Origin of the sequence: Synechococcus sp. F70.1 (assembly GCF_047502745.1) — a bacterium.
Lineage (GTDB): Bacteria > Cyanobacteriota > Cyanobacteriia > Thermostichales > Thermostichaceae > Thermostichus.
On record NZ_JANSJL010000078.1, the window covers coordinates 23,928 to 45,290 of the forward strand.

22 protein-coding genes and 1 tRNA gene are annotated in these 21,363 nt (G+C 61.4%); 14 read left to right on the forward strand and 9 right to left on the reverse strand.

From position 1 onward, the window contains the following. The first annotated feature begins 92 nt into the window (after nucleotides 1-92). The 7 genes from NW860_RS08090 (at nucleotide 93) to NW860_RS08120 (ending at nucleotide 7,204) form a co-directional block, all read left to right on the forward strand. Complete coding sequence (locus tag NW860_RS08090) at nucleotides 93-398, forward strand: hypothetical protein (RefSeq protein ID WP_414513523.1); 306 nt, start codon at nucleotides 93-95, stop codon at nucleotides 396-398. Between the two features lie 63 nt (nucleotides 399-461). Beyond that, nucleotides 462-1,508 (forward strand): thiamine phosphate synthase, encoded by a 1,047-nt coding sequence (locus tag NW860_RS08095; protein WP_414513525.1) that lies wholly within the window; start codon nucleotides 462-464, stop codon nucleotides 1,506-1,508. A 154-nt stretch (nucleotides 1,509-1,662) separates the two neighbouring features. After that, nucleotides 1,663-3,186 (forward strand): AAA family ATPase, encoded by a 1,524-nt coding sequence (locus NW860_RS08100; protein WP_414405306.1) that lies wholly within the window; start codon nucleotides 1,663-1,665, stop codon nucleotides 3,184-3,186. 131 nt (nucleotides 3,187-3,317) lie between these two features. Further along, nucleotides 3,318-5,390, forward strand: a complete 2,073-nt coding sequence (locus tag NW860_RS08105) for an NAD(P)/FAD-dependent oxidoreductase (RefSeq protein WP_414513527.1) — start codon at nucleotides 3,318-3,320, stop codon at nucleotides 5,388-5,390. Nucleotides 5,391-5,459: 69 nt separating this feature from the next. After that, on the forward strand, nucleotides 5,460-5,801 hold the full coding sequence (locus NW860_RS08110) for a histidine triad nucleotide-binding protein (protein WP_414394984.1): 342 nt from the start codon (nucleotides 5,460-5,462) through the stop codon (nucleotides 5,799-5,801). A gap of 292 nt (nucleotides 5,802-6,093) precedes the next feature. Continuing rightward, nucleotides 6,094-6,744, forward strand: a complete 651-nt coding sequence (locus tag NW860_RS08115; protein WP_414395151.1) for a precorrin-8X methylmutase — start codon at nucleotides 6,094-6,096, stop codon at nucleotides 6,742-6,744. A 148-nt stretch (nucleotides 6,745-6,892) separates the two neighbouring features. After that, nucleotides 6,893-7,204 carry a hypothetical protein gene (locus tag NW860_RS08120; RefSeq protein WP_414513529.1) on the forward strand — a complete coding sequence of 104 codons (312 nt, stop codon included), beginning with the start codon at nucleotides 6,893-6,895 and terminating at the stop codon, nucleotides 7,202-7,204. 3 nt (nucleotides 7,205-7,207) lie between these two features. Here the strand turns inward: NW860_RS08120 and NW860_RS08125 are convergent, their stop codons facing one another. Beyond that, nucleotides 7,208-8,938: a diflavin flavoprotein gene (locus tag NW860_RS08125; RefSeq protein WP_414513531.1), complete on the reverse strand. Its 1,731-nt coding sequence runs from the start codon at nucleotides 8,936-8,938 to the stop codon at nucleotides 7,208-7,210. 110 nt (nucleotides 8,939-9,048) lie between these two features. Next, on the reverse strand, nucleotides 9,049-10,797 hold the full coding sequence (gene hflX / locus NW860_RS08130; protein ID WP_414513533.1) for a GTPase HflX: 1,749 nt from the start codon (nucleotides 10,795-10,797) through the stop codon (nucleotides 9,049-9,051). 211 nt (nucleotides 10,798-11,008) lie between these two features. Here hflX and NW860_RS08135 point away from each other — a divergent pair, with 211 nt between their 5' ends. Then, complete coding sequence (locus NW860_RS08135) at nucleotides 11,009-11,269, forward strand: glycoside hydrolase 100 family protein (RefSeq protein ID WP_414409739.1); 261 nt, start codon at nucleotides 11,009-11,011, stop codon at nucleotides 11,267-11,269. After that, nucleotides 11,226-12,500 (forward strand): amidohydrolase family protein, encoded by a 1,275-nt coding sequence (locus NW860_RS08140; RefSeq protein WP_414513536.1) that lies wholly within the window; start codon nucleotides 11,226-11,228, stop codon nucleotides 12,498-12,500. Before NW860_RS08135 ends, NW860_RS08140 begins: the two co-directional genes overlap by 44 nt. 2 nt (nucleotides 12,501-12,502) lie before the next feature. Here NW860_RS08140 and NW860_RS08145 read toward each other — a convergent pair whose 3' ends face one another. Genes NW860_RS08145 through NW860_RS08160 form a run of 4 tightly spaced genes read right to left on the reverse strand, consistent with a single transcriptional unit; the run spans nucleotide 12,503 to nucleotide 14,772 of the window. Further along, on the reverse strand, nucleotides 12,503-12,961 hold the full coding sequence (locus NW860_RS08145) for an FxLYD domain-containing protein (RefSeq protein ID WP_414405246.1): 459 nt from the start codon (nucleotides 12,959-12,961) through the stop codon (nucleotides 12,503-12,505). Between the two features lie 25 nt (nucleotides 12,962-12,986). Continuing rightward, complete coding sequence (locus NW860_RS08150) at nucleotides 12,987-13,601, reverse strand: 5-formyltetrahydrofolate cyclo-ligase (RefSeq protein ID WP_414513538.1); 615 nt, start codon at nucleotides 13,599-13,601, stop codon at nucleotides 12,987-12,989. A 13-nt stretch (nucleotides 13,602-13,614) separates the two neighbouring features. Beyond that, complete coding sequence (locus NW860_RS08155) at nucleotides 13,615-14,088, reverse strand: FKBP-type peptidyl-prolyl cis-trans isomerase (RefSeq protein WP_414513540.1); 474 nt, start codon at nucleotides 14,086-14,088, stop codon at nucleotides 13,615-13,617. A gap of 42 nt (nucleotides 14,089-14,130) precedes the next feature. Next, on the reverse strand, nucleotides 14,131-14,772 hold the full coding sequence (locus tag NW860_RS08160; RefSeq protein WP_414513542.1) for a hypothetical protein: 642 nt from the start codon (nucleotides 14,770-14,772) through the stop codon (nucleotides 14,131-14,133). A gap of 56 nt (nucleotides 14,773-14,828) precedes the next feature. Here NW860_RS08160 and cobJ point away from each other — a divergent pair, with 56 nt between their 5' ends. The 4 genes from cobJ to NW860_RS08180 all read left to right on the forward strand — a co-directional run bounded on the left by cobJ (nucleotide 14,829) and on the right by NW860_RS08180 (nucleotide 18,960). Next, nucleotides 14,829-16,700: a precorrin-3B C(17)-methyltransferase gene (gene cobJ, locus NW860_RS08165; RefSeq protein ID WP_414513544.1), complete on the forward strand. Its 1,872-nt coding sequence runs from the start codon at nucleotides 14,829-14,831 to the stop codon at nucleotides 16,698-16,700. A gap of 186 nt (nucleotides 16,701-16,886) precedes the next feature. Further along, nucleotides 16,887-16,958 (forward strand) — tRNA-Cys (locus NW860_RS08170). Between the two features lie 30 nt (nucleotides 16,959-16,988). Continuing rightward, the gene (locus NW860_RS08175; RefSeq protein ID WP_414405250.1) at nucleotides 16,989-18,149 is read left to right on the forward strand and encodes a pyridoxal-phosphate-dependent aminotransferase family protein; all 1,161 of its coding nucleotides are present in this window, start codon (nucleotides 16,989-16,991) and stop codon (nucleotides 18,147-18,149) included. A gap of 142 nt (nucleotides 18,150-18,291) precedes the next feature. Beyond that, on the forward strand, nucleotides 18,292-18,960 hold the full coding sequence (locus tag NW860_RS08180; RefSeq protein WP_414513547.1) for a PHP domain-containing protein: 669 nt from the start codon (nucleotides 18,292-18,294) through the stop codon (nucleotides 18,958-18,960). A 10-nt stretch (nucleotides 18,961-18,970) separates the two neighbouring features. On the opposite strand, the gene NW860_RS08185 is transcribed toward NW860_RS08180, so the two are convergent. Beyond that, nucleotides 18,971-20,020 (reverse strand): potassium channel family protein, encoded by a 1,050-nt coding sequence (locus NW860_RS08185; RefSeq protein WP_414513549.1) that lies wholly within the window; start codon nucleotides 20,018-20,020, stop codon nucleotides 18,971-18,973. A 34-nt stretch (nucleotides 20,021-20,054) separates the two neighbouring features. Between NW860_RS08185 and NW860_RS08190 the strand changes: the two genes are divergently transcribed. Beyond that, nucleotides 20,055-20,279 (forward strand): DUF2997 domain-containing protein, encoded by a 225-nt coding sequence (locus NW860_RS08190; protein WP_414405253.1) that lies wholly within the window; start codon nucleotides 20,055-20,057, stop codon nucleotides 20,277-20,279. 17 nt (nucleotides 20,280-20,296) lie between these two features. Here the strand turns inward: NW860_RS08190 and NW860_RS08195 are convergent, their stop codons facing one another. Both NW860_RS08195 and petE read right to left on the reverse strand, forming a co-directional pair. Continuing rightward, nucleotides 20,297-20,524 carry a hypothetical protein gene (locus NW860_RS08195; RefSeq protein ID WP_414405254.1) on the reverse strand — a complete coding sequence of 76 codons (228 nt, stop codon included), beginning with the start codon at nucleotides 20,522-20,524 and terminating at the stop codon, nucleotides 20,297-20,299. A gap of 184 nt (nucleotides 20,525-20,708) precedes the next feature. Continuing rightward, nucleotides 20,709-21,119, reverse strand: coding sequence for a plastocyanin (gene petE / locus NW860_RS08200; protein WP_414394956.1), 411 nt, complete (start codon nucleotides 21,117-21,119; stop codon nucleotides 20,709-20,711). Nucleotides 21,120-21,363: the final 244 nt, after the last annotated feature.

Sequence of the window (21,363 nt, forward strand, 5' to 3'; positions counted from 1 at the left end):
TGGGGGAGGTTGTTGTCTCCAGCCAGACTAAACGAGCCTACCAAAGCCTACCGAATTAAAATAGGGCCAATCTGAGAGAGAAAGCCGGGGCGATGATCCGAAATGAGCGACAGCGAGCCGAGTTTATTGCAGCGGTGGAAGCCTTGCGCCTGGAAGGGCCCTACTTCGTCGAGACCCGTCTTAGCCGTCAGCGGGGTCCTTTTTGGCGGGCGGTGAAGGATGTGGCCGCCGGCCAGCCCTGGTGGGAGATCCGCTACTTTCCTGCCTGTGAGCGCTACGCTTGGGCCTACCTGCCGGAAGGGATCGGCCCCCGTGAGTTTGCCTGGGGACACACGCCCCAGCAGGCTTTCCTCAACGCCCTTTGGCAACAGCCTGCCTCCTCTTCGGACAAGGGCTAGCCCAGGTGCCGGAGAGACTATTCCAGTTTAGAGTAAGGATTAAAACTCCCACGCGCAGGGGACATGAAACCACAAGCCGTCGCCCGGATTCTCGATGCCAACCTTGACCGCGCTCGCGAAGGGCTCCGGGTATTGGAGGAGTGGTTTCGCTTTGGCCTGGAGAACGGCGAGCTGGCTAGCGAGTGCAAAGCTATGCGCCAGGCCCTAGCCCGTTGGCACAGTAACCCACTGCGGTTGGCCCGCGACACCCCTGCTGACCCCGGCACCCAGCTCTCCCACCCCCAGGAGGAGGAGCGGCGGGATCTCAGCCACCTGTTGCAAGCCAATTGCAGCCGCGTGCAGGAGGCGCTGCGGGTGCTGGAAGAATACGGCAAGCTGGCCGAATCCCAGCAGTGGGTGGCCCCTGGCCTGGCCAAGCTGGCCAAAGACATGCGCTACCACCTCTACGTTCTTGAAAGTGAGCTGTTGGGCAGATCCCTGCGCCGACGGCTGTTGGCAGCCCGTCTTTACCTGGTCACCAGCCCGGTGCCCCACTGGCTGGAAGTAGTGGAAAAGGCGCTGCGGGGCGGGGTGACCTTGGTCCAGTACCGCCGCAAGAACCTGGCCGACAGGGAGATGCTCTGGGATCTCAAACAGCTGCGGCAACTGTGCGACCGCTACCAGGCGTTGATGATTGTCAACGACCGGGTGGACTTGGCCTTGGTCAGCCAGGCGGATGGGGTACACCTGGGCCAGACGGATTTGCCAGTTGCCCAAGCCCGACAACTGCTGGGATCCCAACGCCTGATTGGCCTGTCCACCACCAACGCTGAAGAGTTGGCCCAAGCCCTCGCCAGCGACGTGGATTACATTGGCGTCGGCCCTGTCTACGCTACCCCCACCAAGGCGGAAAAACCGCCTGCGGGCCTGGAGTACGTGCGCCTGGCTGCCGAGAAGGCCTCTCTGCCCTGGTTTGCCATTGGCGGCATCGATCTCCACAACCTGCCGGAGGTGCTGCAGGCAGGCGCCAGTCGCGTAGCCGTGGTGCGGGCCCTGATGGAGGCGGCGGATCCCACCCAGACCGCCCGTGCCATGCTGGCCGAGTTGCAAGGGATCCCTGCTCTATCTTGAAAGAGAAAAAGCCTACTTGTTCATTCCCCTGATGGCAGAGTTGGCAAAAGAACTCAGAGAGCTCACGGATCGCAACCAGAAAAGCAGCGGCGATCCCAGCCTAAGTGGGATTGCCACTGAGGTGCAAGGGGAGCTGATCCAGGAGCTGGATCTGATGATCCGGGCCCGCTACCCCCTGATCTACCTGGTCTCCCCGGAAGAGGAGCCGGCCGATGCCGTGCTCGTGCAGGTAGCCAAAAGAACCGATCCGCCGCGGCGGCTGCTGTTTTGGGACGTGGTACGGGGCTGGCAGGATAGCGGCGAAGACCGGGGTTCCCTCATGGCCGCCCTGGGTCGGGTGTGGCGCTCAGCTCCCCAGGAAGACACCCTGTTTGTGCTGCGGGATCCGCACTTTGTGTTGCGCAACGCCACCAGCGACAAAAACGCCCCCATCCTGCGGGAGCTGAAAAACCTTAGCCGCGAGCTCAAGCGCACCCGCAAGACCTTGATCCTGCTCAGCCATACTCTGGAGGTGCCCAGCGACCTAGCCGAGGAGGTCACCGTTGTCGATATTCCCCTGCCCAACAGCGAAGAGATTAGCCGCCTCATCCAGCTCTATGTAGCTCCCGAAAAACTTAAGCTCAGCCCCTTGGGTCGCGAGCAACTGGTCAAAGCCTGTCAGGGGCTAAGCCGAGAGCGCATCCGCCGCGTTTTGGCCCGCGCCCTGGCCGCCAAGCAGGAGGTCAACGAGGCCGATATCGACCTGGTGTTGGAGGAGAAGAAGCAGGCCATCCGCCAGACGGGCATTCTGGAGTTTTTCACCGCCCGCGAGACCCTGAAAAATGTGGGTGGGCTGGACAACCTCAAGGCTTGGGTGCGGGTGCGCCAGGAAGCCTTTACCGAAGAGGCGCGGCGCTACGGCCTGCCCAACCCCAAGGGGGTGCTGCTGGTGGGGATCCAGGGCACCGGCAAGTCCCTCTCGGCCAAGACCATCGCCAACGAGTGGCGGCTGCCCCTGTTGCGGCTGGATGTTGGGCGGCTGTTTGCTGGGATTGTTGGCGAGTCGGAAAGCCGCGTGCGCCAGATGATCCAACTGGCGGAGGCCATGGCCCCCTGTGTGCTCTGGATTGACGAAATTGACAAGGCCTTTGGCAACATCACCAGCGGCGCCGACGGGGACTCGGGCACCAGCCGCCGGGTGTTCGGCAGCCTCATTACCTGGATGCAGGAGAAAACCAGCCCGGTCTTCATCGTGGCCACTGCCAACAATGTGCCCCTCTTGCCGCCGGAGCTGTTGCGCAAGGGCCGCTTCGACGAGATCTTTTTCCTTAACCTACCCACCCACGCTGAGCGCAAGGAGATCTTCCGGGTACATCTGCAGCGGCTGCGCCCCAACCGCCTGCGGGAATTCGACCTAGATGCTCTAGCAGCCGCAGCTCAGAATTTCAGCGGCGCCGAGATCGAGCAGGCTATCGTGGACGCCATGTACAACGCCTTTGGGGGCAGCGGCAGCGGCGCTCGGCGAGACTTCACCCAGGAAGACATCCTGCAGGCCATCCGCGAAACCGTGCCCTTGGCCTCCATTGCCCGCGAGCAGATCGAAAGCCTGAAGTGCTGGGCTGCCCAAGCCGGCGCTAGAGTTGCCTCTCAAGATGCTCAGGTGCTGCAGGAGATGAAGCAATGTTTTGCGGCTTCGTAGAGCCCCTAGGCGGGGGTTGAGGCCCTGGAGTCGGCTCCCACCAAGCGGCTTACTGAGGCATTGGGAACCTAAGCGCTCCTCCCCTCGTGTCACAATGGGTAAAGATTGGCTTCTTTTTGTGTCTTGGCCCTGTGCTCAAGCCTCTGTACTACCGCGAGATCCCTTGCCCAGAGACCGCTCAAGTGCTGCGCTGGCTGCAGGAGCACCTGCCTTTGCCTACGGGCAGCCAAAAGGTGCTGACTTCTACTGGCCTGCGCCTACAGGGATCTGGAGCGGAGCTGGCCGTTTTCCTCTGGTCGGGGCTAAACACCACCTATCTCAAGATCTTCCAGTGGTCAGAGCGGCCTTTTCCCCAGCAGGGCCGCTGGCTAAAGGAAGTGGAAAAGGCTATCCAAAGCCAGTTTCCCCACCGCTACCCGCAGTTGCCCCCTATCGATCTCAGCCAGGGATCCATCTTTGAGCAACTGGAGCCCTTTTACCCGCAGACGGTAAAGTATTTCCGCCGCATCCCCAACGGCGAGTTTGACCTGCAGCGGGTTTACTGGTGGGAGAGGCGCTGGCGGGAGGAGGTACAGTCCCCTCCTACTCAGCGGCCAGCGGTGCTGTTGCGTCAGCCTGCCCCCCAACCTGCACCCTTGGAGTGGGACTTGGTGGTGGTGGGCGGAGCCCTGGGAGCCATCTACGGCGCGGCCATGGCCCGCCTGGGCTACCGCGTGGCCTTGGTGGAACGGCTTCCCTTTGGCCGCATGAATCGGGAGTGGAACATCTCGCGGCGGGAGCTGCAGACCCTGGTGGACTTCGGCCTCCTCAGCCCTGAGGAGATGGAGAGCCTGATTCTGCGGGAATACACCGATGGGTTCAACAAGTTTTTTGATGGCAACAGCCCTGTACGCGCGCCCGTCCTGCACACGCCGACGGTGCTCAACCTGGCCATCGATGCCGAAAAACTCCTGCAGCTCTGCGGCCAGATCCTAAAAGCCTGCGGCGGCGCCATCTACGAGCGCAGTGAGTTCCAGCGGGCCTATATCGAGGAGCAAGGCGTCACGGTGGTGGTTAGGGACTTAACCACTCAAGAAGAGTTCTGCCTGGGAACCCGCCTGTTGGTGGACGCCATGGGGACGGCCTCCCCCGTTGCCCAGCAGCTCTACGGCCGCCGCGCCTTTGACAGCGTTTGCCCCACGGTGGGAGCTACCATTGCAGGGGGGTTTGAGCCGGGAGTTTGGGATCCCCAGTTTGGCGACATCCTGGCCAGCCATGGAGACATCAGCCGCGGTCGACAACTGATCTGGGAACTGTTCCCTGGGCCAGGGGAGGATCTCACCTTCTACCTGTTCTACTACCACCAAGTACACCCGGAAAACCCGGGCTCCCTCTTGGAGTTGTATGAAGACTTTTTCACCATCCTGCCTGAGTACCGCCGCTGTGACCCAGAGCGCCTGCAGTGGAAGAAGGCCACCTTTGGCTATATCCCCGGACGCTTTGGCCGGCAGCCAGCTCCCGCAGAGCCCTTCGACCGTGTTCTCTTGATTGGGGATGCGGCAGCCCTACAGTCGCCCTTGAGCTTTACGGGGTTTGGATCCCTGGTGCGCAACTGCCCCCGCCTTTGTGACCTACTGGACACAGCCCTGCGCCATGATCTGCTCAAAGCGGCCGACCTAGCCCAGATCCGCGCCTATCAGGGCAACTCGGCGGTGACCTGGCTGTTTTCCCGCGGCATGATGGTGCCCACCGGTAAGGTACTGCCGCCCGAGCGCATCAACGCCATCCTCAACAGCTTCTTTGGCATTCTCACTACCGAGCCGCCAGAGGTGGTGGACGACTTTATCAAAGACCGGGCTGGCTGGCTGGCCTTTAACCGCATGGCTATCAAGGCAGCTCTGCGGAACCCACGGCTGCTGCTGTGGATTTGGGAGGCAGTGGGGGCGGAAGGCTTTGCCCAGTGGCTACCCACCTATTTCAGCTACACCGGCCTGGCCTTGCTCTCGGCCTTGCTGGGGGGCTGGTTCCCCAAGCTGCTGCGGCGCCTGCAGCTCTGGCTGGAGCCTCGCTACCCGCGCCTCTGGCTGCGCTGCCTAAGCTGGAGCTACACCCTCACTTACGGTGTCGGCCGGCCGCGCCTCGAGTTCCACCTTCCTGCTCCTAGTTCTTCTGCTAAGCCAAGCGTCCAAAATCCGATACCGAGCTGGATAGAAGAAAGAGTCTAGCTCATGCAGCCACGGCAGTTTAGAGTCACAAACAGGTAGGCTAAGGGCAGAACTTGTTTGTCACCACCCATGAGCGACACGGTTTTCAGCAAGATCATCCGTAGGGAGATCCCCGCCCAAATCGTCTACGAAGACGAGAGGGCAATTGCTTTCAAAGACATTGCTCCCCAGGCCCCTGTCCACATCCTGGTGGTGCCCAAGGAGCCCATTCCCCGGATTTCCCAGGCCAAACCTGAGCATGAGGCGCTGTTGGGGCACCTACTGTTGACAGCCCAACGGGTGGCTGCTGCAGCTGGCCTAGACAAAGGCTACCGCTTGGTCATCAACGACGGAGAAGACGGTGGCCAAACTGTCTTTCATCTCCACATTCACGTTCTCGGCGGTCGACCCATGGGCTGGCCTCCCGGCTAGACGACGGTTTTGCCGCCAATGGGGGGCTTTATAGAGCGCTCCGCGCTGCCAGGGCGAGAAGGTGCAGACGTGTCAACCGGTGTCGAACGCGCTTGGGCAAGCGCTGTAGAGGGCAAATTTTGCCAACTGCGGGCATCGGCTGGCAGAGACTTTACCCAAGGGCACTTAGCGGGGCTGGGGAGACAAGCACCTCTAGCTCTGTGGAGGCCCCGCCTTTAAGCAGGAGGCAGGGGAGGACGTCAAAGATACAATGCTGCTGTTAAGGGTAGCCGGCGGGCGAGGTCTAAAGCCGATGGAGTGGCATGTCACCGATGCGGAAAGCCTGATGATTATCGACCAAGAGGTGGGCAAGCATGGGCTTTCTCCTGCCGAATACGAGGTGGTGCGTCGGGTAATTTACGCTACCGCAGACTTCGAGTATCTCCACCTCATCCGGTTTGCCAACGAGGCTCTGCAAGCAGGGGCGGCAGCCCTGGCAGCGCGCACCACCATCGTGGTGGACGAGCCAATGGTGCAGGTGGGCATTGCGCGGGCTGTGCAGAACACCTTTTCCAACCCCATCTACTGCGGCAGCGAAGCTGTCACCCGCCCCCAGAAGGACAAGACCCGCTCTGCCTGGGGCCTGCAGACCCTGGCTCAGCGCTACCCGGAGGCCATCTTTGTCATCGGCCAGTCCCAGACTGCCCTCACCACCCTAGTGCAACTGATTACAGCGAAGGAAGTAGCCCCCGCCCTCGTGATCGCGACGCCGGCTGGGTTTGTGAACGTGGTGAAAGCCAAGCAGGAGCTGGCCGATTCGATGGTACCCCACATCCGCACCGAGGGACGTAAAGGCGGCCCCGCTGTAGCAGCGGCGGTGTTGGATGGACTTCTGGATCTGGCTTGGCAGGCCTACACGCAACCTGGCCGTGGGGATCGCCCAGGTAAATCTAGCCCTGGATAAGCCAAGATCACAAACGCCCTGGGATCTTGGTCACACCTTTCTAGGTTTCGTCTTGGCAAGCTGGGAGCTGCCTTCTTGGAGTGCAGCAGGGCGCCTAGTTATGCAACATTTCCGGCATTTCACTGGTTTTTGGAGGATCAGTTGCCTTTTGGCTGTAGCGTTTGGGCTGAGAGGGTGGGCCTATCCCGAGCAGGTGGCCGCTTTGCCCCTGTCTTCCCTCGCCGCCTCCCTGGATCTCAGCTTGGAGGAAGCCCAGCTCAACCCCTACCAGCGCTGGCAACAGCAGCATGCACCTTCTGCCCTTCCCTCTGCGGGTAGCAGCTTCTACCGCCTAGCCCAACAAGCAGAGCAAGAAGCCCCAAAGCTGCCTTTTCCGCTCAAGGCAGAGGGGATTCCCTTGGGACAAGACAGCTCTTTTGTCTTGCATCCCAGCGGTCTAGGGTATCGGCTGTCTTATTGACGATCAGTAGTGATTCCCCACCTTTCGGTGGTGCACCGCAGTGAGGCCCTCAGGACTGGAGACCCGTCCTGCCTCAAGGATGCTGTAGACCACCCAGTGGTCACTGGTTTCTAGGCGGCTGGCCACGCGGCACTCCAGGTAGGCCAAGGCATCGGCAAGGATAGGGGATCCGTTGGCGGCAGGGTAGGTCTTGACGCCAGCAAAGCGGTCGGCCCCTGGAGGAAACCGCTTGAGAAAGTGGCGCATCAAGGACTGGTGATGGCCCTCCTGCAGCACGTTGAGGACAAAGGTGTCTCCCACTTGCAGGAAAGACTCGATGGCCCGATCCTTGGCCACCGCAACGCTGATCCCCGGCGGATCAGAGCTGGCCTGGGCTACCCAGGAGGCAAGCATGGCGCTAGTGGCCTGCCCTTTGCGGGCGGTGAGGATGTAAAGGCCATTGCTGATGCGACCCAGAGCGCGATCCAGGTCAGCATCTAGAGCTTTCATTTGCTGAATGCTGCGATCCCGGGTCAGCCATTGCCCTAGGTCGGTGCCAGCCTCTTCCGCCAGCTGCAGCAGGGTTTCGTTCACAGGCTGCTTGAGGAGGATGGGCGGAAACACTTCCTTGGCACCCAGCTCCTGCAAAGTGTTGCGGCAGAGGTAGACCGACTCGTCGTCTTCTCCCCCCGACTCAAACAGGCCAAAGCCCTGCTTGCCGTGGGCAGCAGCCAGGAGAGTTTTCAGCAGCATCTGCGTGGTGGCTGCCTCGGGCCCCGATTGGGGGGGCATGCCGATCACCACACCGGCAGCCAAGCTGGTTAGCTCCCGCACCTCATGGGCATCCAGCAGCCGCAGATCCGCCAGCTCTACGGCAACGCCGGTTTTTTGGATCCCGCGGGCAATGGCTTGAGCCAGCGTTTCCGCCTGGCCATATCCCGACAGGTAAAAGACAGCCACCAGCCGTTCGGCTTTGGCCTGCTCTAGACTCCAGCGGCGGTAGTGCTCTACCCACTTAGACAAGTGATGCCGCAGTAGGGGGCCGTGGCCGGTGGCGATGGCCGCAATGGGAGGTAGGGCTTCCATGCGCTTGAGAGCCGAGAGCACGGAGCGGGCGTTGGGCGCCATGAGGCAGTCGTAGTAGAGCTTAAAGTCGGCCTGCAGCAGGTGGGGATGCTCATCCCAAGCCAAGTCGTCGCAGTAGTGCATCCCAAAGACGTCGCAGGTGTAGAGGATCTGGGTGCCGTGGTCGTAGGTGAGGATGGTGTCGGGCCAGTGCAGGTTGGGAGCCGAGATGAACTCCAGGACATGCCCCTTGCCCAGATCCAGGCGATCCCCCTGCTTCACCACCAGGTGCCGGAAGGGCCGATGCACCAGGTTTTCTAGAAACTGCACGGCCACTTTAGAGGCCACCACCGTCAGCTGGGGCGCCAGCTCCAACAGGTCCCCCACTAGGCCGCTGTGATCTGGCTCGGTGTGGCTGACCACCAGGTAGTCGATTGTGGCGGGATCCAGGAGGCCTCGCAGCAGATCCAAGTACAACTGCCGAAACTTCTCGTGGGAGGTGTCAATGAGGGCCACCTTCTCGCCGCGGATCAAAAAGGAGTTATAGGTGGTGCCATTTTCCAGGGCAAACTCGATGTCAAACCGATCCCGATCCCAGTCCTGGGAGCGGATGGCAAGGGTATCGGCGCCAATAGGCAGCGTCTGCAGTGTGAGATGCGCCGAGCGCGGTGCAACTGCCATAGCGGCCATGTCCTCCCCCTCTGCCAGACGGCAACTTGGCGTGTAACTGAACCTAGTTGCAATGTAACTGAATGTTGAGGCAGGGGGAAGGGAGAGGACAGCCGGCAAGTTTGGATTTTCTAATGGAATGCTTTAGGGAAGGGATCTGCCGCCAAGGAGCTGGAACCAAAGGCAGCCGCAAACTGGGCCAAGGTGTGGCGCAACTGATCCAGGTTTTGGCCAGTGGCAGCGGAAACAAACAAAGCCTTGGGGTAGAGCAGGCGGACATCTTCCACCCACTCGGGATCCAGGCGGTCAATTTTGTTGAACACCAATTGTCGGGGACCGGTGGTCAGGGGCATCTGGTCCAGCAATTTTTCCACCGCCTCGATTTGCCCTTCCCAGTTGGGGTGGGAGAGATCCACCACATGCAGCAGGGCATCGGCCTCCGTCACCTCCTCCAGCGTGGCCTGGAATGCCTCTACCAATTGCTCAGGCAGCTCAGTTAAAAATCCCACGGTGTCGGTCAAGAGCACCGCCTGCTGGCCGGGCAGCTCCAGCCGCCGCGTGGTGGGATCCAGGGTGGCAAAGAGTTGGTCAGCCACGTAGACCTGGGCGTGGGTGAGGGCGTTGAGAAGGGTAGATTTACCAGCGTTGGTGTAGCCCACCAGGGCCACCACAGGAATTTGGGATCCCTCCCGCCGTTGGCGCAGCCGCTGGCGGTGGCGGCGCAGCTCTTCCACTTCCTGCCGCAGCTTGCTGATGCGCCGCTGGATGGCCCGCCGCTCCGTTTCCAACTGGGTTTCCCCCGGCCCCCGCGTGCCAATTCCACCCCCCAACCGCGACATGGTGCGACCGCGACCAGCCAAGCGGGGCAGCAGATACTGCAGTTGTGCCAGCTCCACTTGCAACTTCCCGGCCCGGGTTCTGGCCCGCTGGGCAAAGATATCCAGGATCACCTCGCTGCGATCCACCACTCGCACCCCCAGGGTCTCCTCTAGGTTGCGCACCTGGCTGGGGGTGAGCTCGCGGTCGAACACAACCAGGTTGGCCCCCAAATCCTGCACCAGCAAGGCCAACTCCTGGACTTTACCCGAGCCGATGACCGTGGCGGAATCGGGGCTCTCCCGCCGCTGCCAGATGGTCTGGAGCACCTGTCCGCCGGCGCTCTCCACCAAGCGGCCCAGTTCCGCCAAGGCGTCCATGAGATCCTCGTAGCTTTGGCCCGGCCCCTGCAGCCCCACTAGGATGGCCCGCTCTTGCTTGGGATCCACCTGGCGGGCGGTTGCTTGGCGCCGAAAGCCATCTTCTAGCTCCGTCACCAGCTCCTGCAGATCTTGTTCTGCCAGGGTCCCCAACGGCAAAGGCTCAGAAACCTGCCAGCGGCGCCCTTCCTCCGGCACCAGATGGGCCAGGTAGGCGCACTTGACAAAGCCCGTGGCCCCCCCGCCGCGGCGCAGCCGTCCCTCTAGGGGAGAGACCGAGAGGGTAATGAGGGCATCCAGCCGCTGGAGGGCCATAGCTGTCAGCGCTTTTTGGCTAGGACCCCCTGGGCCCACTTGGGTGGTGATGCAGCGGATCCCGGACAGGCGCTCCGCCCCCTGGCGCGGCAGCTCCCAAGCCGGGATCTGCGTTTCAAAAGGGGATCCCAGCCCCACGCGAATCACTTGGCCCCGCCGATTGAGGTAGACACTGATGGGCTGGCTTTCCAGATCTTGAGTGAGGGCTCCCAGCCTTTGGGCAAACTCCACCGTCACCAGCCGATTGGGGGGCAGTCGCAGTTGGTAAAGACGTTGCAGTTGCTTGCGCTGATAGGGTTTTAGCCCCTTGGCCTGGGCAAGGCTCAAACCAAGGTCGGTCTGCTGGCGAGAGGCGCTAACCCTGGGCATAGGGACGAGGAAATACCCGAAAACAGGCTTTTATCTACCATACACGCTTTGTCCGAGCCGCCTGGGAGGGAGAGCCGCCGGCCCAGGGCCAATGGGAGCGTGGCGACGGGGCCCCAGATCCTCTGCAAAGGTTAACTACCAGGACAAGCCGAACGGCGCGTTGGCGGCAATCCCCCAGAAGGCTCGTGCCTATGTAGACGGCTAACTGAAGGTGGTGGGATCCAGCCCCGACCTCAACCATCACGAGGTGTTTATCCGCAACAAGGTGCCGGTGATGGCCTTCTTGTTGCTGCATGGGCGGTCAGACATCGTGCGCCGCTTCCTGGACTCCTGCCTTACCTGCCCAAGCTGGAATCCCTGTATCGAGCTTGCCATTGAGGTAGCTACCGCTGGCGAGAAAATGGTCAAGCCGGGTTTGGAAGAGGTGGATGGATTGGATTTTGCGCCGGGCCAATTTGCCAGATGGCCGTAAGGGAATCGACATCGGCATCGAGGGGGAGCGCATCGTTGCCCTGGAGGCAAATCTGCAGGCTACTGCTCCCCAGGAGATCGATGTGAGCGGCCGCTTGGTGTCGCCCCCCTTTGTGGATGCCCACTTTCACCTGGATGCTGCCCTCACCTACGGGATCCCGCGTGTCAACCAATCGGGCACCTTGCTGGAAGGGATCGCCCTCTGGGGAGAGTTGAAGCCACTGCTCACTCCGGAGGCGGTCATCGAGCGGGCTCTAACCTACTGCGACTGGGCAGTGGCGCGCGGGATCCTAGCCATCCGCGCCCATGTGGACGTGTGCGATCCCAACTTGTTGGCGGTGCGGGCCTTGCTGGAGGTCAAGCAAAAAGTATCCCCCTACCTGGATTTGCAACTGGTGGCCTTTCCCCAAGATGGCTACTACCGCTCGCCGGGGGCGGTGCAGCTTTTGGAGAAGGCTCTGGATTTGGGGGTGGAGGTGGTGGGTGGGATCCCCCACTTCGAGCGGACGATGGCCGAAGGAGCTGCTTCAGTGCGGGCTCTGTGCGAGATTGCAGCCGCGCGGGGCCTGCGGGTGGATCTGCACTGCGACGAAACAGACGACCCCCTCTCCCGCCACGTCGAGACCTTGGCTTATGAGACGCTGCGGCTGGGTCTGCAGGGTCGAGTGACGGCCTCCCACCTCACCTCGATGCACTCGATGGACAACGCCTACGTGAGCAAGCTAATCCCCCTAATGGCCGAGGCAGAGCTGGGAGTGGTCGCCAACCCGCTGGTCAACCTGGTGCTACAGGGCCGCCAGGACACCTACCCCAAGCGGCGGGGGCTGACGCGAGTGCCGGAGCTGATGGCCGCCGGGCTGACGGTGGCTTTTGGCCAGGACTGTGTGATGGATCCCTGGTACCCTCTGGGCAGCGGCAACATGCTGGAAGTGGCCCACATGGCCGTCCACGCTGCCCAGATGACAGGCTATGAGCAGATGCGGCAGTGCTTCCTAGCGGTAACCGAAAACCCAGCCCGCCTGCTGGGCCTGGAGGGCTACGGGCTCCAGCCTGGCTGCCGCGCCGATTTGGTGGTGCTCCAAGCTGCCGATGTCGTCGAAGCCATTCGCCTCAAGCCACCCTGTCTGTATGTTTTCCGCCGGGGCCGCCTCATTGCCCAAACCCCGCCGGTGGTTGCCCAGCTCCATCTTCCAGGGCGCCCAGCCCAGGTGGAGTTTACCCGTCAGCTTTAAGGCTAACGGCGCACGGTGCCGCTGAAGCCGCTGGCCTTAAATTGCTCCAGGGTCAAGGGCAGGGGGCTGGTCACGGGCACGGAGATGCGAATGGAGAAGGGGCTTTCCCCAGGAGGAACTTCGGCAATTGCCCCCAGGCGGGTGCGCTCCGGCAGAACTTCGTTGCCGTTGGCATCATAGAGGCGACCAAAGACGTCGGCATTCAGCACGGTATTCTTGGAGCGGTTGACAACTGTGCCCTCGATAAACAGGCACCTGGCCGGTATGGGGTTGCCGTTGCTGGTTACCAGGTTGGTGTATTCAGGGGTATCGGGGCAGGAGGTGACGTGGAGATCCTTAAGTTGCAGCGGGATCTTCCCAAAACCCGCTAGGAGCGCCGCCAAGACCACCCAAGCCAGACTCCAAGCAAGGGAAGAGAACCTTTGGGCTAGACGCTGCCTGTGCTCCCAAACTTGGCTCATGCTCTCTCCTCCAAGGCCTACCCCCTTAGTCTAGGGGATTCCTTGCTGGGTAAAACCCCTCTTCGGTTTGGATCCCGTCCAGGCGCTGATCCCAGGGATCGCAGGGGAGGGGCTGCTCCAGCAGACAGGCCTGCGGGACAATGCCCCACTTGGGCACGGTGGGATTTGGTAGGGAGGCCAGAAACCGGTCATAGTATCCTCCTCCGTAGCCTAAGCGCCTCCCCCAGCGATCGCAGGCCAGGGCAGGCACGAGGATTAAATCCGCCTCGCCCGGGTCGACAACGGGGCTGGTGGAGGAGGGTTCCAGCAAACCCCAGCGGTTGGGGACTAGCTCAGCCGGATTGTAGCGGTGCCAGCGCAACTGCCGCTGGGGCAAGCAGCGAGGGATCCCCCACTGCTTCTCTGGAAAAAGGACAAATAGGGATCCCAGATCCACCTCTGAGCCGAAAGCCACATAAGCCAGGATGGTTTTGGCGGCCAGGATTTGGGAACAAGAGGCCAAATGAGCCACGATCTTTTGGCTGATAAGAGCTCGATCCAACCCCTGCCGTAGCTGGCGAAAGTGCTGGCGCAGATAGGCTTTCGCTGAGGCAGGATCTGCTGTAGCGGCAGGAAGCTGAGGGAGAGAAAGTTGCTGCACAGGCCCAACGAGATTACTGGATGGCCAGCAACTCCACCTCAAAGTCTAGGGTGGCGTTGGGAGGGATCACGCCGCCAGCACCGCGGCTGCCGTAGGCCAACTCCGGCGGGATGCGCAAGTACCGCTTACCCCCCACGCGCATCGTGGCCAGACCTTCTTCCCAGCCAGGGATCACCTGCCCTGCCCCGTAGGTAAAGGTAAAGGGTTGATTGCGCTTGTAGGAGCTATCGAAGACCGTACCATCCTGAAGTTTGCCCACGTAGTTCACCACCACCTTTTGCCCTGGCTGCGGGGAAGGCCCTGTCCCTTCCACAACGTCGTAGTACTGCAAGCCTGACTCGGTAGTGATGAAATCCTTGGCTTGGGATGGGGCGGTAACTGCCGGATTGTCTTTGGCTCGAGACAGAGCTGTTGCTGGCAGTCCAACCCCTGCCCACAGGCAAAGCAAGGCCAAGCCCACCAGCAGCACCCGTTGCGTTGCTTTCATCGGCGTTTCCTTAGCTGTTGCTGTTATGGTACCAGGATTGCCTCAGCTCCTCAGCTCGGCAAATTCGATGATTTGGCCTTGCGGATCCCGCACCCAGAAAACCAAGGGCTTCTCGGAGCGGACACTGTTGCGGATCCCTTGTTTGTTAATCCGCCTCAGGAGGGCCTTGAGGGCCTCCCGCTCATAGCTGGCGTGGCGATAGCGAGCGCTGCCGCTGCGGCCTGCCGTTGTCCCGTAGGTTGACAAAGGCCTGGAGGATGTAGCCGCATAGGGATCCGTAGAGCCAGGGATCACGTGCAGCTGCACTGCGTCAGAGAGCTGGTACCAAAGGCCAGAGGTATCGAGGGTTTTCGAGGCGGGCTGGCCCTTGGCGTCAAGGCGGGAGCCAAGGCCAAGATCCCCCGGGAAGTAGACGGAGCCCAGGCTAGAGCTGACGACGCTTTGCTCATAGCCGTAGTAGTACTGCAGCGGCAGCTCCGCCTCCGGCAGCTTCAACACCTTCTCGTAGAACCCCCTTGCCTGCTCCAGATCGGGCACGATGATGGTGTAGACCCGCGGTGCGCCGCTCAAAAATGTCCACATCGCCCCGCCATAGGCTGAAAGCAGTAAGAACATTAGCCCCTTTGTGGAAAGCAAAGCCTCCAGCGGAATGAGGGGCAGCAGCAGTCCAAGGGGGCCCAACATCAGCACTGTCCGTGGGTGACTCTATAGTCCAGTATAGGACTCTCCCCTCCCAGGTGATGAAGCTTGCCCTGTTTGCCCCTACTCCCCGCGGTCGCCAGTTGGCCCAGCCTTTGCTGTCGCTGCTGCCGGAGGAGTGGATCTGCTGGAGCAAGGCCAACTCCCAAGGAGAGCCCCTGCCTCCGCCCTGGCAAGCTTACGGGGATCCCCTACCCGGATCCCTAGCGGCAGCAGTGGCCCAGAGCTGGCCGCAGGTGCAGGGCTGTATCTTTGTCTTGCCCGTTGGGTCGGTGGTGCGGCTCATTGCTCCCCTCTTGCAGGACAAATACCGGGATCCGGCGGTGGTGGTAGTGGACGAAGCTGGCCGCTGGGCCATCAGCCTCTGTGGCGGACATGTGGGGGGAGCTGATGCCTTGGCGCGGCGGGTGGCGGCTGCTTTGGGAGCCGAGCCCGTCCTCACCTCCGCCTCGGAGGGGCTGGGGATCCCGCCTGTGGATTTGCTGGGGGATCCCTACGGTTGGCGGCGGGGCGCTGGCGATTGGAACGAGGTGGCTGCTGCTTTGGCGCGAGGAGAGCCAGTGGCTGTTGAGCAAACCTGTGGCACGCAGCTCTGGCGGCGGGCTTGGCCGGCAGATCACCCTCTCTTGAGCACTGCTCCTAGCCAGGCGGTGGCCCAGATCCGGATCAGCGAGTATTCAACTTCTTTGGACAAGAACAAGATCCCCACCGTTCACTGGCATCCGCGGGTGCTGTGGGTGGGGGTGGGCTGCGAGCGGGGCACTAGCCGCGCCTGGCTAGAGGGATCCCTGCGGCGCCTGTTGCAGAGCCAGGGGCTGGCTTTCGAGGCCATTGCCGGCTTGGCGACCCTAGAGCTGAAACGGGATGAGGCAGGACTTGTGGAGCTGGCCCAAGCCTACGGCTGGCCCATTCAGTTTTTCTCGGCCGAGGCCCTGGCGAGGATGCCAGTTCCCCACCCTTCGGAGGCGGTGCAACAGGCGGTGGGCACCCCTTCGGTGGCAGAGGCGGCTGCCCTTTTGGCGGCCCAGCGCTGCTCAGGGGATAGCGATCCAGCCCCAGCGAGAGCTACTCTCCTCTGCCCCAAGCAGGTCTTTGCCTCCGAAAGCGAGGGAGCTTGTACCCTAGCCATTGCCCGCGCTGCCCGAGAGTATTCGCCTCGCGCCGGGCACCTGTGGCTGATTGGCACCGGCCCTGGGGATCCCGCCCAATTGACGCTGGCTGCCCGGCTGGCTTTGGCCCAAGCCGACGCGGTAATCGGCTACCAGCTCTACCTGGACTTGGTGGCGCCCCTCCTGCGCCCCGGCCAGATTTGCGAAGCCTTTCCCATCACGCAGGAGGTGCAGCGAGCGCAGCGAGCCATTGCCCTGGCCCAGCAGGGGCTGCAGGTGGCGGTGATCTCTTCGGGAGATGCGGGGATCTACGGCATGGCCGGTCTGGTGCTGGAGTGCCTGGCCCGTGCTGGTTGGGATGGGATCCGCCCCTCTCTGGAGGTGCTGCCAGGGATCTCTGCGCTTCAGGCTGCTGCTGCCCGGCTAGGGGCACCCCTGATGCAGGACTTTTGCGCCATCTCCCTCTCGGATCGGCTCACTCCCTGGCCGGCCATCGAGCAACGCCTGCAGGCCGCTGCCCGGACTGACTTTGTGGTAGCTCTGTATAACCCTCGCTCGCCGCAGCGCTTGGATCCCTTTCTCAAGGCGCTGCAGATCTTTCGCCGAGCCCGCTCTGCCCGTACTCCGGTGGCAGTGGCCCGCAACCTCTACCGCCCCGGCGAGACCCTCCACCTCACCACGCTGGGGGAGGTAGATCCCGAGGCGGTGGATATGTTCACCCTGGTCTTGATCGGCAACTCGCAGACCTTTCGCTACGGCAGGTGGCTAATCACCCCCCGCGGCTACCCTTTGGGCAAAACTTAAAACACCCTGAGATGCCGAGGATTCAACTGCAGCCGTCGGGGAAGCTCGAGCCGCCTTTTGGTTTGGCAACGTTTTCGGGCAGTTGCCGGCGAAAATAAGTATGGCCGAACCGAGAGCTGCTACCATTGACGGCGGCAAGTGGAAGAGGGATCCCCTTTTCGGATTACGATAATCTATGAGCAGTAGGGTGGCGTAGCCAAGTGGTAAGGCAGAGGTCTGCAAAACCTCTATGCGCCAGTTCGAATCTGGCCGCCACCTCTTGAAGCTGACCTCCCCAGCGGGACACGCATGAAAGACAAGTTAATGTTGATGATCCCGGGCCCCACTCCCGTTCCCGAGAGTGCGCTGCTGGCCATGGCGCGGGGGCCCATCGAGCACCGCAGCAAAGAGTTCACCGCCATTCTGGAAGAGGTGACGGATGGGCTGCGCTGGCTGCACCAGACTACTTCGGATGTGTTTGTCTTTGCCTCCAGCGGCACCGGGGCGATGGAAGCCGGGATCCTCAACACCCTCAGCCCTGGGGATCGCGTCTTGGTAGGGGTCAACGGCAAGTTTGGCGAGCGCTGGGCCGAGATGTCGGAGCAATTCGGTCTGCAGTGTGAGCGGATAGAAACCCCCTGGGGCGTGCCCTATCCCGTCGAAGTCTTCCAGGAGAAGCTGGCTGCTGACCGGGAGAAGACCATCAAGGCGGTCATCCTCACCCATTCAGAAACCTCTAGCGGCGTGGCCAACGATGTGCAGGCCATTGCGGCTGCCGCCCGCGAGCATGGGGAAGCCTTGGTAATTGTGGATGCCGTCACCAGTTTGGGAGCCATGCCGGTGCCCATGGACGAGTGGGGCTTGGATGTGGTGGCCTCTGGATCCCAAAAGGGCTACATGATCCCGCCAGGGCTGGGGTTTGTAGCTGTTAGCCCGCGGGCCATGGCTGCTGCCGAGCGCTCTCGCTTTCCCAAGTACTACTGGAGCTTTAAGCTTGCCCAAAAGGCCCTGCGCCAAGGCACCACTCCCTTTACGCCGGCAGTGAACCTGTTCTACGCCCTACAGGTTACCCTGCGCCTAATGCGGGCCGAAGGATTGGAGGCCATCTACCGCCGCCATGCCCGCTTGGCCCAGGCCACCCGCGCCGGTGTCAAGGCCCTGGGGCTGAAGCTTTTGGTCAACCCCGAGTCAGCAGCCAGCCCCTCGGTAACAGCCGTGCTGGCTCCGGAAGGGATCAACGCCGACACCCTCCGCAGCACCCTGAAGAAACACTTCGACATTGCCCTTGCTGCTGGCCAAGATCACCTCAAGGGCAAGATCTTCCGCATCGGCCACCTGGGCTTCGTGAGCGAGCGCGATATTCTCACAACCCTGGCTGCTCTGGAATCGACCCTGCACACCCTGGGCTACAGCGACTTCTCTCCTGGAGCAGCTCTCAAAGCTGCCGAAGAGATCTTGGCCAACCCCTAGGGATCCCTGGCCCATTCTGTAGCTCTTGACACCTAGCGACCCTCCCTTGCCCTGGCTAGAATGGGTGAACCTGCTTAACAAAAGATAAAACTCCAAAGTTTACTTCTCTGGAGAGATGCCTGGTTGAGACTCAAGGGCTGTCATGCTGATTAGTTTGCAACGGGATCCCTGTCAAACTGCTTCGGCAGCAGAGTTGCGGCGAGTGCTGCAAGGGATCGGCCCCCTTTCTTGTCCCTGGCAGTACAACTTTCACCTGCACACCCGCTGTTCGGATGGGCAAATGGATCCGGTGGAACTGGCGGAGCAGGCGCGCCGGCATGGCCTCCAGGGCCTGGCCATCACCGATCACCACACCCTGAAGGGTTACCAACAGGCCCGCGCCCACCTGGATCGCCCCGGTGATCCCATCCTCTGGTCGGGGATCGAGATTACAGCCAACTTGCTGGGCTGCGAGGTGCATATTCTTGGCTACGGGTTTGATCCTGCCGACCCCGCTTTGGATCCCTACATCCAAGGCGAGCAAGTGCCCGGCCTAGGTGCTGCTGAGGCCATTGGGGCCATTCAAGCAGCAGGAGGGTTGGCGGTATTGGCCCATCCCTTTCGCTACTGGCTGCCTGCAGAAGTCCTCGTCCCGGCAGCAGCGGCCCTAGGAATCGACGGCCTCGAAGTCTACTACGCCTACAAGAATCCGGAACCTTGGGCTCCCAGCCCAGAAGAGACGGCGATCGGGGAGGAGTTGGCCCAGACCTACGGACTCTTGAAAACCTGTGGCACCGATTCCCACGGTTCCAGCATCCTCAGGCGTATTTAGCCGGCTCCACCTAGGGGCGGGGATAGAGCAACTGACCCAGGCGGCGCAACTGCTCGGCCGTGCCCATACACAGCAGCAGATCCCCTGGCTGCAGCAAGGTGTCGCTGGTGGGTCCGCCAATAAGCTGGCCATCGGCTCGCCGAATCGCCACCACCAAAGCGCCAGATCGGGCTCGCAATTTGGCTTCCCCCAAGGTTTGGCCAACATAGGGGCATTCTTGAGCCACCAGCTCGTACTCCTCTAGGTAAAAGGTACGATCCCGACCGGACAGGATCCCATCCACAAAGTCCACCACGCGGGGGCGCAAGGCAGCTGCTGCCATCCGCTTTCCGCCCGTAATGAAGGGGGAAATAGCGTGGGTGACACCTGCCCGCTGCAGCTTTTGCAAAGCCTCTTCCGTGTTGGCGCGGGCAACGGTGCGGATGCGAGGGTTCAGGGTGCGGGCCGACAGCACCACATAGAGGTTCTCGGCATCGGTGGAGAGTGCGGCGATCAGCCCCTCGGCCTGCTGCACCCGCGCTGCCAGCAAGGTGTCATCGAGGGTGCTGTCTCCCTGGAGAGCGATGTATCCCAGCTCTTGCGCCACCTGAATAGCTTCGGCAGATTGATCGATCACCAAAAACGGCACCCCCTCTGCCTGCAACTCTTGGGCCACCTGCCGCCCAATACGCCCAAAACCGCAAACGATGTAGTGGTTGTTCAGCGCTTCCATTTGTCTCTTCCACTTCCGCCGCCGGATCCCTTCCTGAAAATGCCCTTGGATGAGGGCCTCCGTAAAGCGATTCACCATAAACCCGATGCTCAAGACCCCCATCAGGATCAAGGCCGCTGTGAACAAGCGTCCCCGATCCCCAAGCGGCCTCACCTCCATAAAGCCTACAGTGGTTAGGGTGATGACGCTCATGTAAAAGGCTTCCACCCACGGCCACTGCTCCACCCAGTGGTACCAGAGAGTGCCGATGAGGACCACGCCCAGCAGCGCCCCCACACCCAATCTCAGATCGCGGCGGATGCCGGGATCTCTTTTGGCAGCTTGCAAGGGGGGACGCACTGAGGCCATAGAGCCAATACAATGGGGAGGAGGAAAAGGGTTGTTGAGCAGGCAGATGCCCGAGTACGTCAAGATCGAGTATCGGATCGACAAAAACGGACAGGTAACGGAGACCGTGCTAAACGGCAACGGCTCCAGTTGTACGCTAGCGACTGCGGAGCTGGAAGCAGCTCTTGGAACGGTGCAAAAACGAGAGCTGCTGCCTGAGTTTCATCAGCCGGCAGAAACTGAGATAGAATCACGGGTTTCTTTGCAACAAACCTGCTGAGTCCCACCTCTACCTGCTCATTTTCTCTTCTTGCCCCTCTTGCCGGCGTTGGCAGCCCGCGCCGCTTCAACTGCTCCTTGGAACAGCCAAACGGCTAGGGGAGCGGCCACGATCAAGATGATGCTAGTGGGGCCAACGCCAAAGTCCGGCTCACCAGAAGCCAACTCGAAGATTGAGCCCACAGCGGCAATGGCGCTGACGCAGGAAACCGCTAGGAGCAGGTAGCTTTTGACAGGGGTGGTCATGGGGAACCCGTCTGGAGACTACAGTTAGGGGCTAGGGCCTGTCCAGCCTAAGAGCAAGCTGGCTAGACTTCTCTTCGCAAAAAAGCCCCCTCATCTTTGAGAGGGCTAGCTTTTTTTCTATACTACTACGGGTAGGGCTCTGCCCCAGCAGGCCGAAGTCGGGGTTGCTAGCCTACGGTTCGATTTACCCCTTGACAATGATCTTGCCAACCATTCCGGCTCCCCGATGGGGCGTGCAGTAGTAGGTGTACTCGCCCGGCGGGACATCGACAAAGGCCGTCTCGACCACTTGGCTGGGAGCAGTGAGCAGGGCCTTGTGGGAGAGCTTGGCTGCCAGGGCCGCATCGCCACCGGGTACTTTGTCGAAAACGATGTTGTGGGGATAGACCTTGTTGTTGACCCACCGAACAGTATCCCCTTGCTGGATGGTGAGGACAGGGGGATCGTAAATGAGCTGGGCCTTATCGGAGCCCATTTTGACCGTGTAGGTTTCAGCAGCAGCAGGGTTGGACAAAAACGCCCCTGCAGCCATCCCGAGCACAAGGGTGAGGAGAACAAGCTGTAGACGCTTTGCCAGGTTAAAAACAAACAACATGGATCTCTCTCAAAACGTAACAGCACCTACTCTTCTGCTGCTTGGCCACCGCTTTCCAAGCTGTGAAGCGTGCCTGGTCATGCAGGAGGAGTGACAGCTCTATCTTAACCCAACTTGAGGCATCTTTAAGCATGGAAAGCATCTTTTTTGCCAGAACCAGAATCAGTTAAACTACGCGGTGGGACATCCCGGGTCTGCTCGCTGACGGCTCTTGCGAAAGCTCCCCGTTAAAGCGAGAAGCCCA

Coding starts and splice junctions, on each gene's coding strand:
- NW860_RS08090 (WP_414513523.1), top strand. CDS start 93: ATGATCCGAAATGAGCGACAGCGAGCCGAGTTTATTGCAGCGGTGGAA.
- NW860_RS08095 (WP_414513525.1), top strand. CDS start 462: ATGAAACCACAAGCCGTCGCCCGGATTCTCGATGCCAACCTTGACCGC.
- NW860_RS08100 (WP_414405306.1), top strand. CDS start 1,663: ATGATCCGGGCCCGCTACCCCCTGATCTACCTGGTCTCCCCGGAAGAG.
- NW860_RS08110 (WP_414394984.1), top strand. CDS start 5,460: ATGAGCGACACGGTTTTCAGCAAGATCATCCGTAGGGAGATCCCCGCC.
- NW860_RS08115 (WP_414395151.1), top strand. CDS start 6,094: ATGGAGTGGCATGTCACCGATGCGGAAAGCCTGATGATTATCGACCAA.
- NW860_RS08125 (WP_414513531.1), bottom strand. CDS start 8,938: ATGGCCGCTATGGCAGTTGCACCGCGCTCGGCGCATCTCACACTGCAG.
- hflX (WP_414513533.1), bottom strand. CDS start 10,797: ATGCCCAGGGTTAGCGCCTCTCGCCAGCAGACCGACCTTGGTTTGAGC.
- NW860_RS08140 (WP_414513536.1), top strand. CDS start 11,226: ATGGATTGGATTTTGCGCCGGGCCAATTTGCCAGATGGCCGTAAGGGA.
- NW860_RS08145 (WP_414405246.1), bottom strand. CDS start 12,961: ATGAGCCAAGTTTGGGAGCACAGGCAGCGTCTAGCCCAAAGGTTCTCT.
- NW860_RS08155 (WP_414513540.1), bottom strand. CDS start 14,088: ATGAAAGCAACGCAACGGGTGCTGCTGGTGGGCTTGGCCTTGCTTTGC.
- NW860_RS08160 (WP_414513542.1), bottom strand. CDS start 14,772: ATGTTGGGCCCCCTTGGACTGCTGCTGCCCCTCATTCCGCTGGAGGCT.
- cobJ (WP_414513544.1), top strand. CDS start 14,829: ATGAAGCTTGCCCTGTTTGCCCCTACTCCCCGCGGTCGCCAGTTGGCC.
- NW860_RS08175 (WP_414405250.1), top strand. CDS start 16,989: ATGAAAGACAAGTTAATGTTGATGATCCCGGGCCCCACTCCCGTTCCC.
- NW860_RS08180 (WP_414513547.1), top strand. CDS start 18,292: ATGCTGATTAGTTTGCAACGGGATCCCTGTCAAACTGCTTCGGCAGCA.
- NW860_RS08185 (WP_414513549.1), bottom strand. CDS start 20,020: ATGGCCTCAGTGCGTCCCCCCTTGCAAGCTGCCAAAAGAGATCCCGGC.
- NW860_RS08195 (WP_414405254.1), bottom strand. CDS start 20,524: ATGACCACCCCTGTCAAAAGCTACCTGCTCCTAGCGGTTTCCTGCGTC.
- petE (WP_414394956.1), bottom strand. CDS start 21,119: ATGTTGTTTGTTTTTAACCTGGCAAAGCGTCTACAGCTTGTTCTCCTC.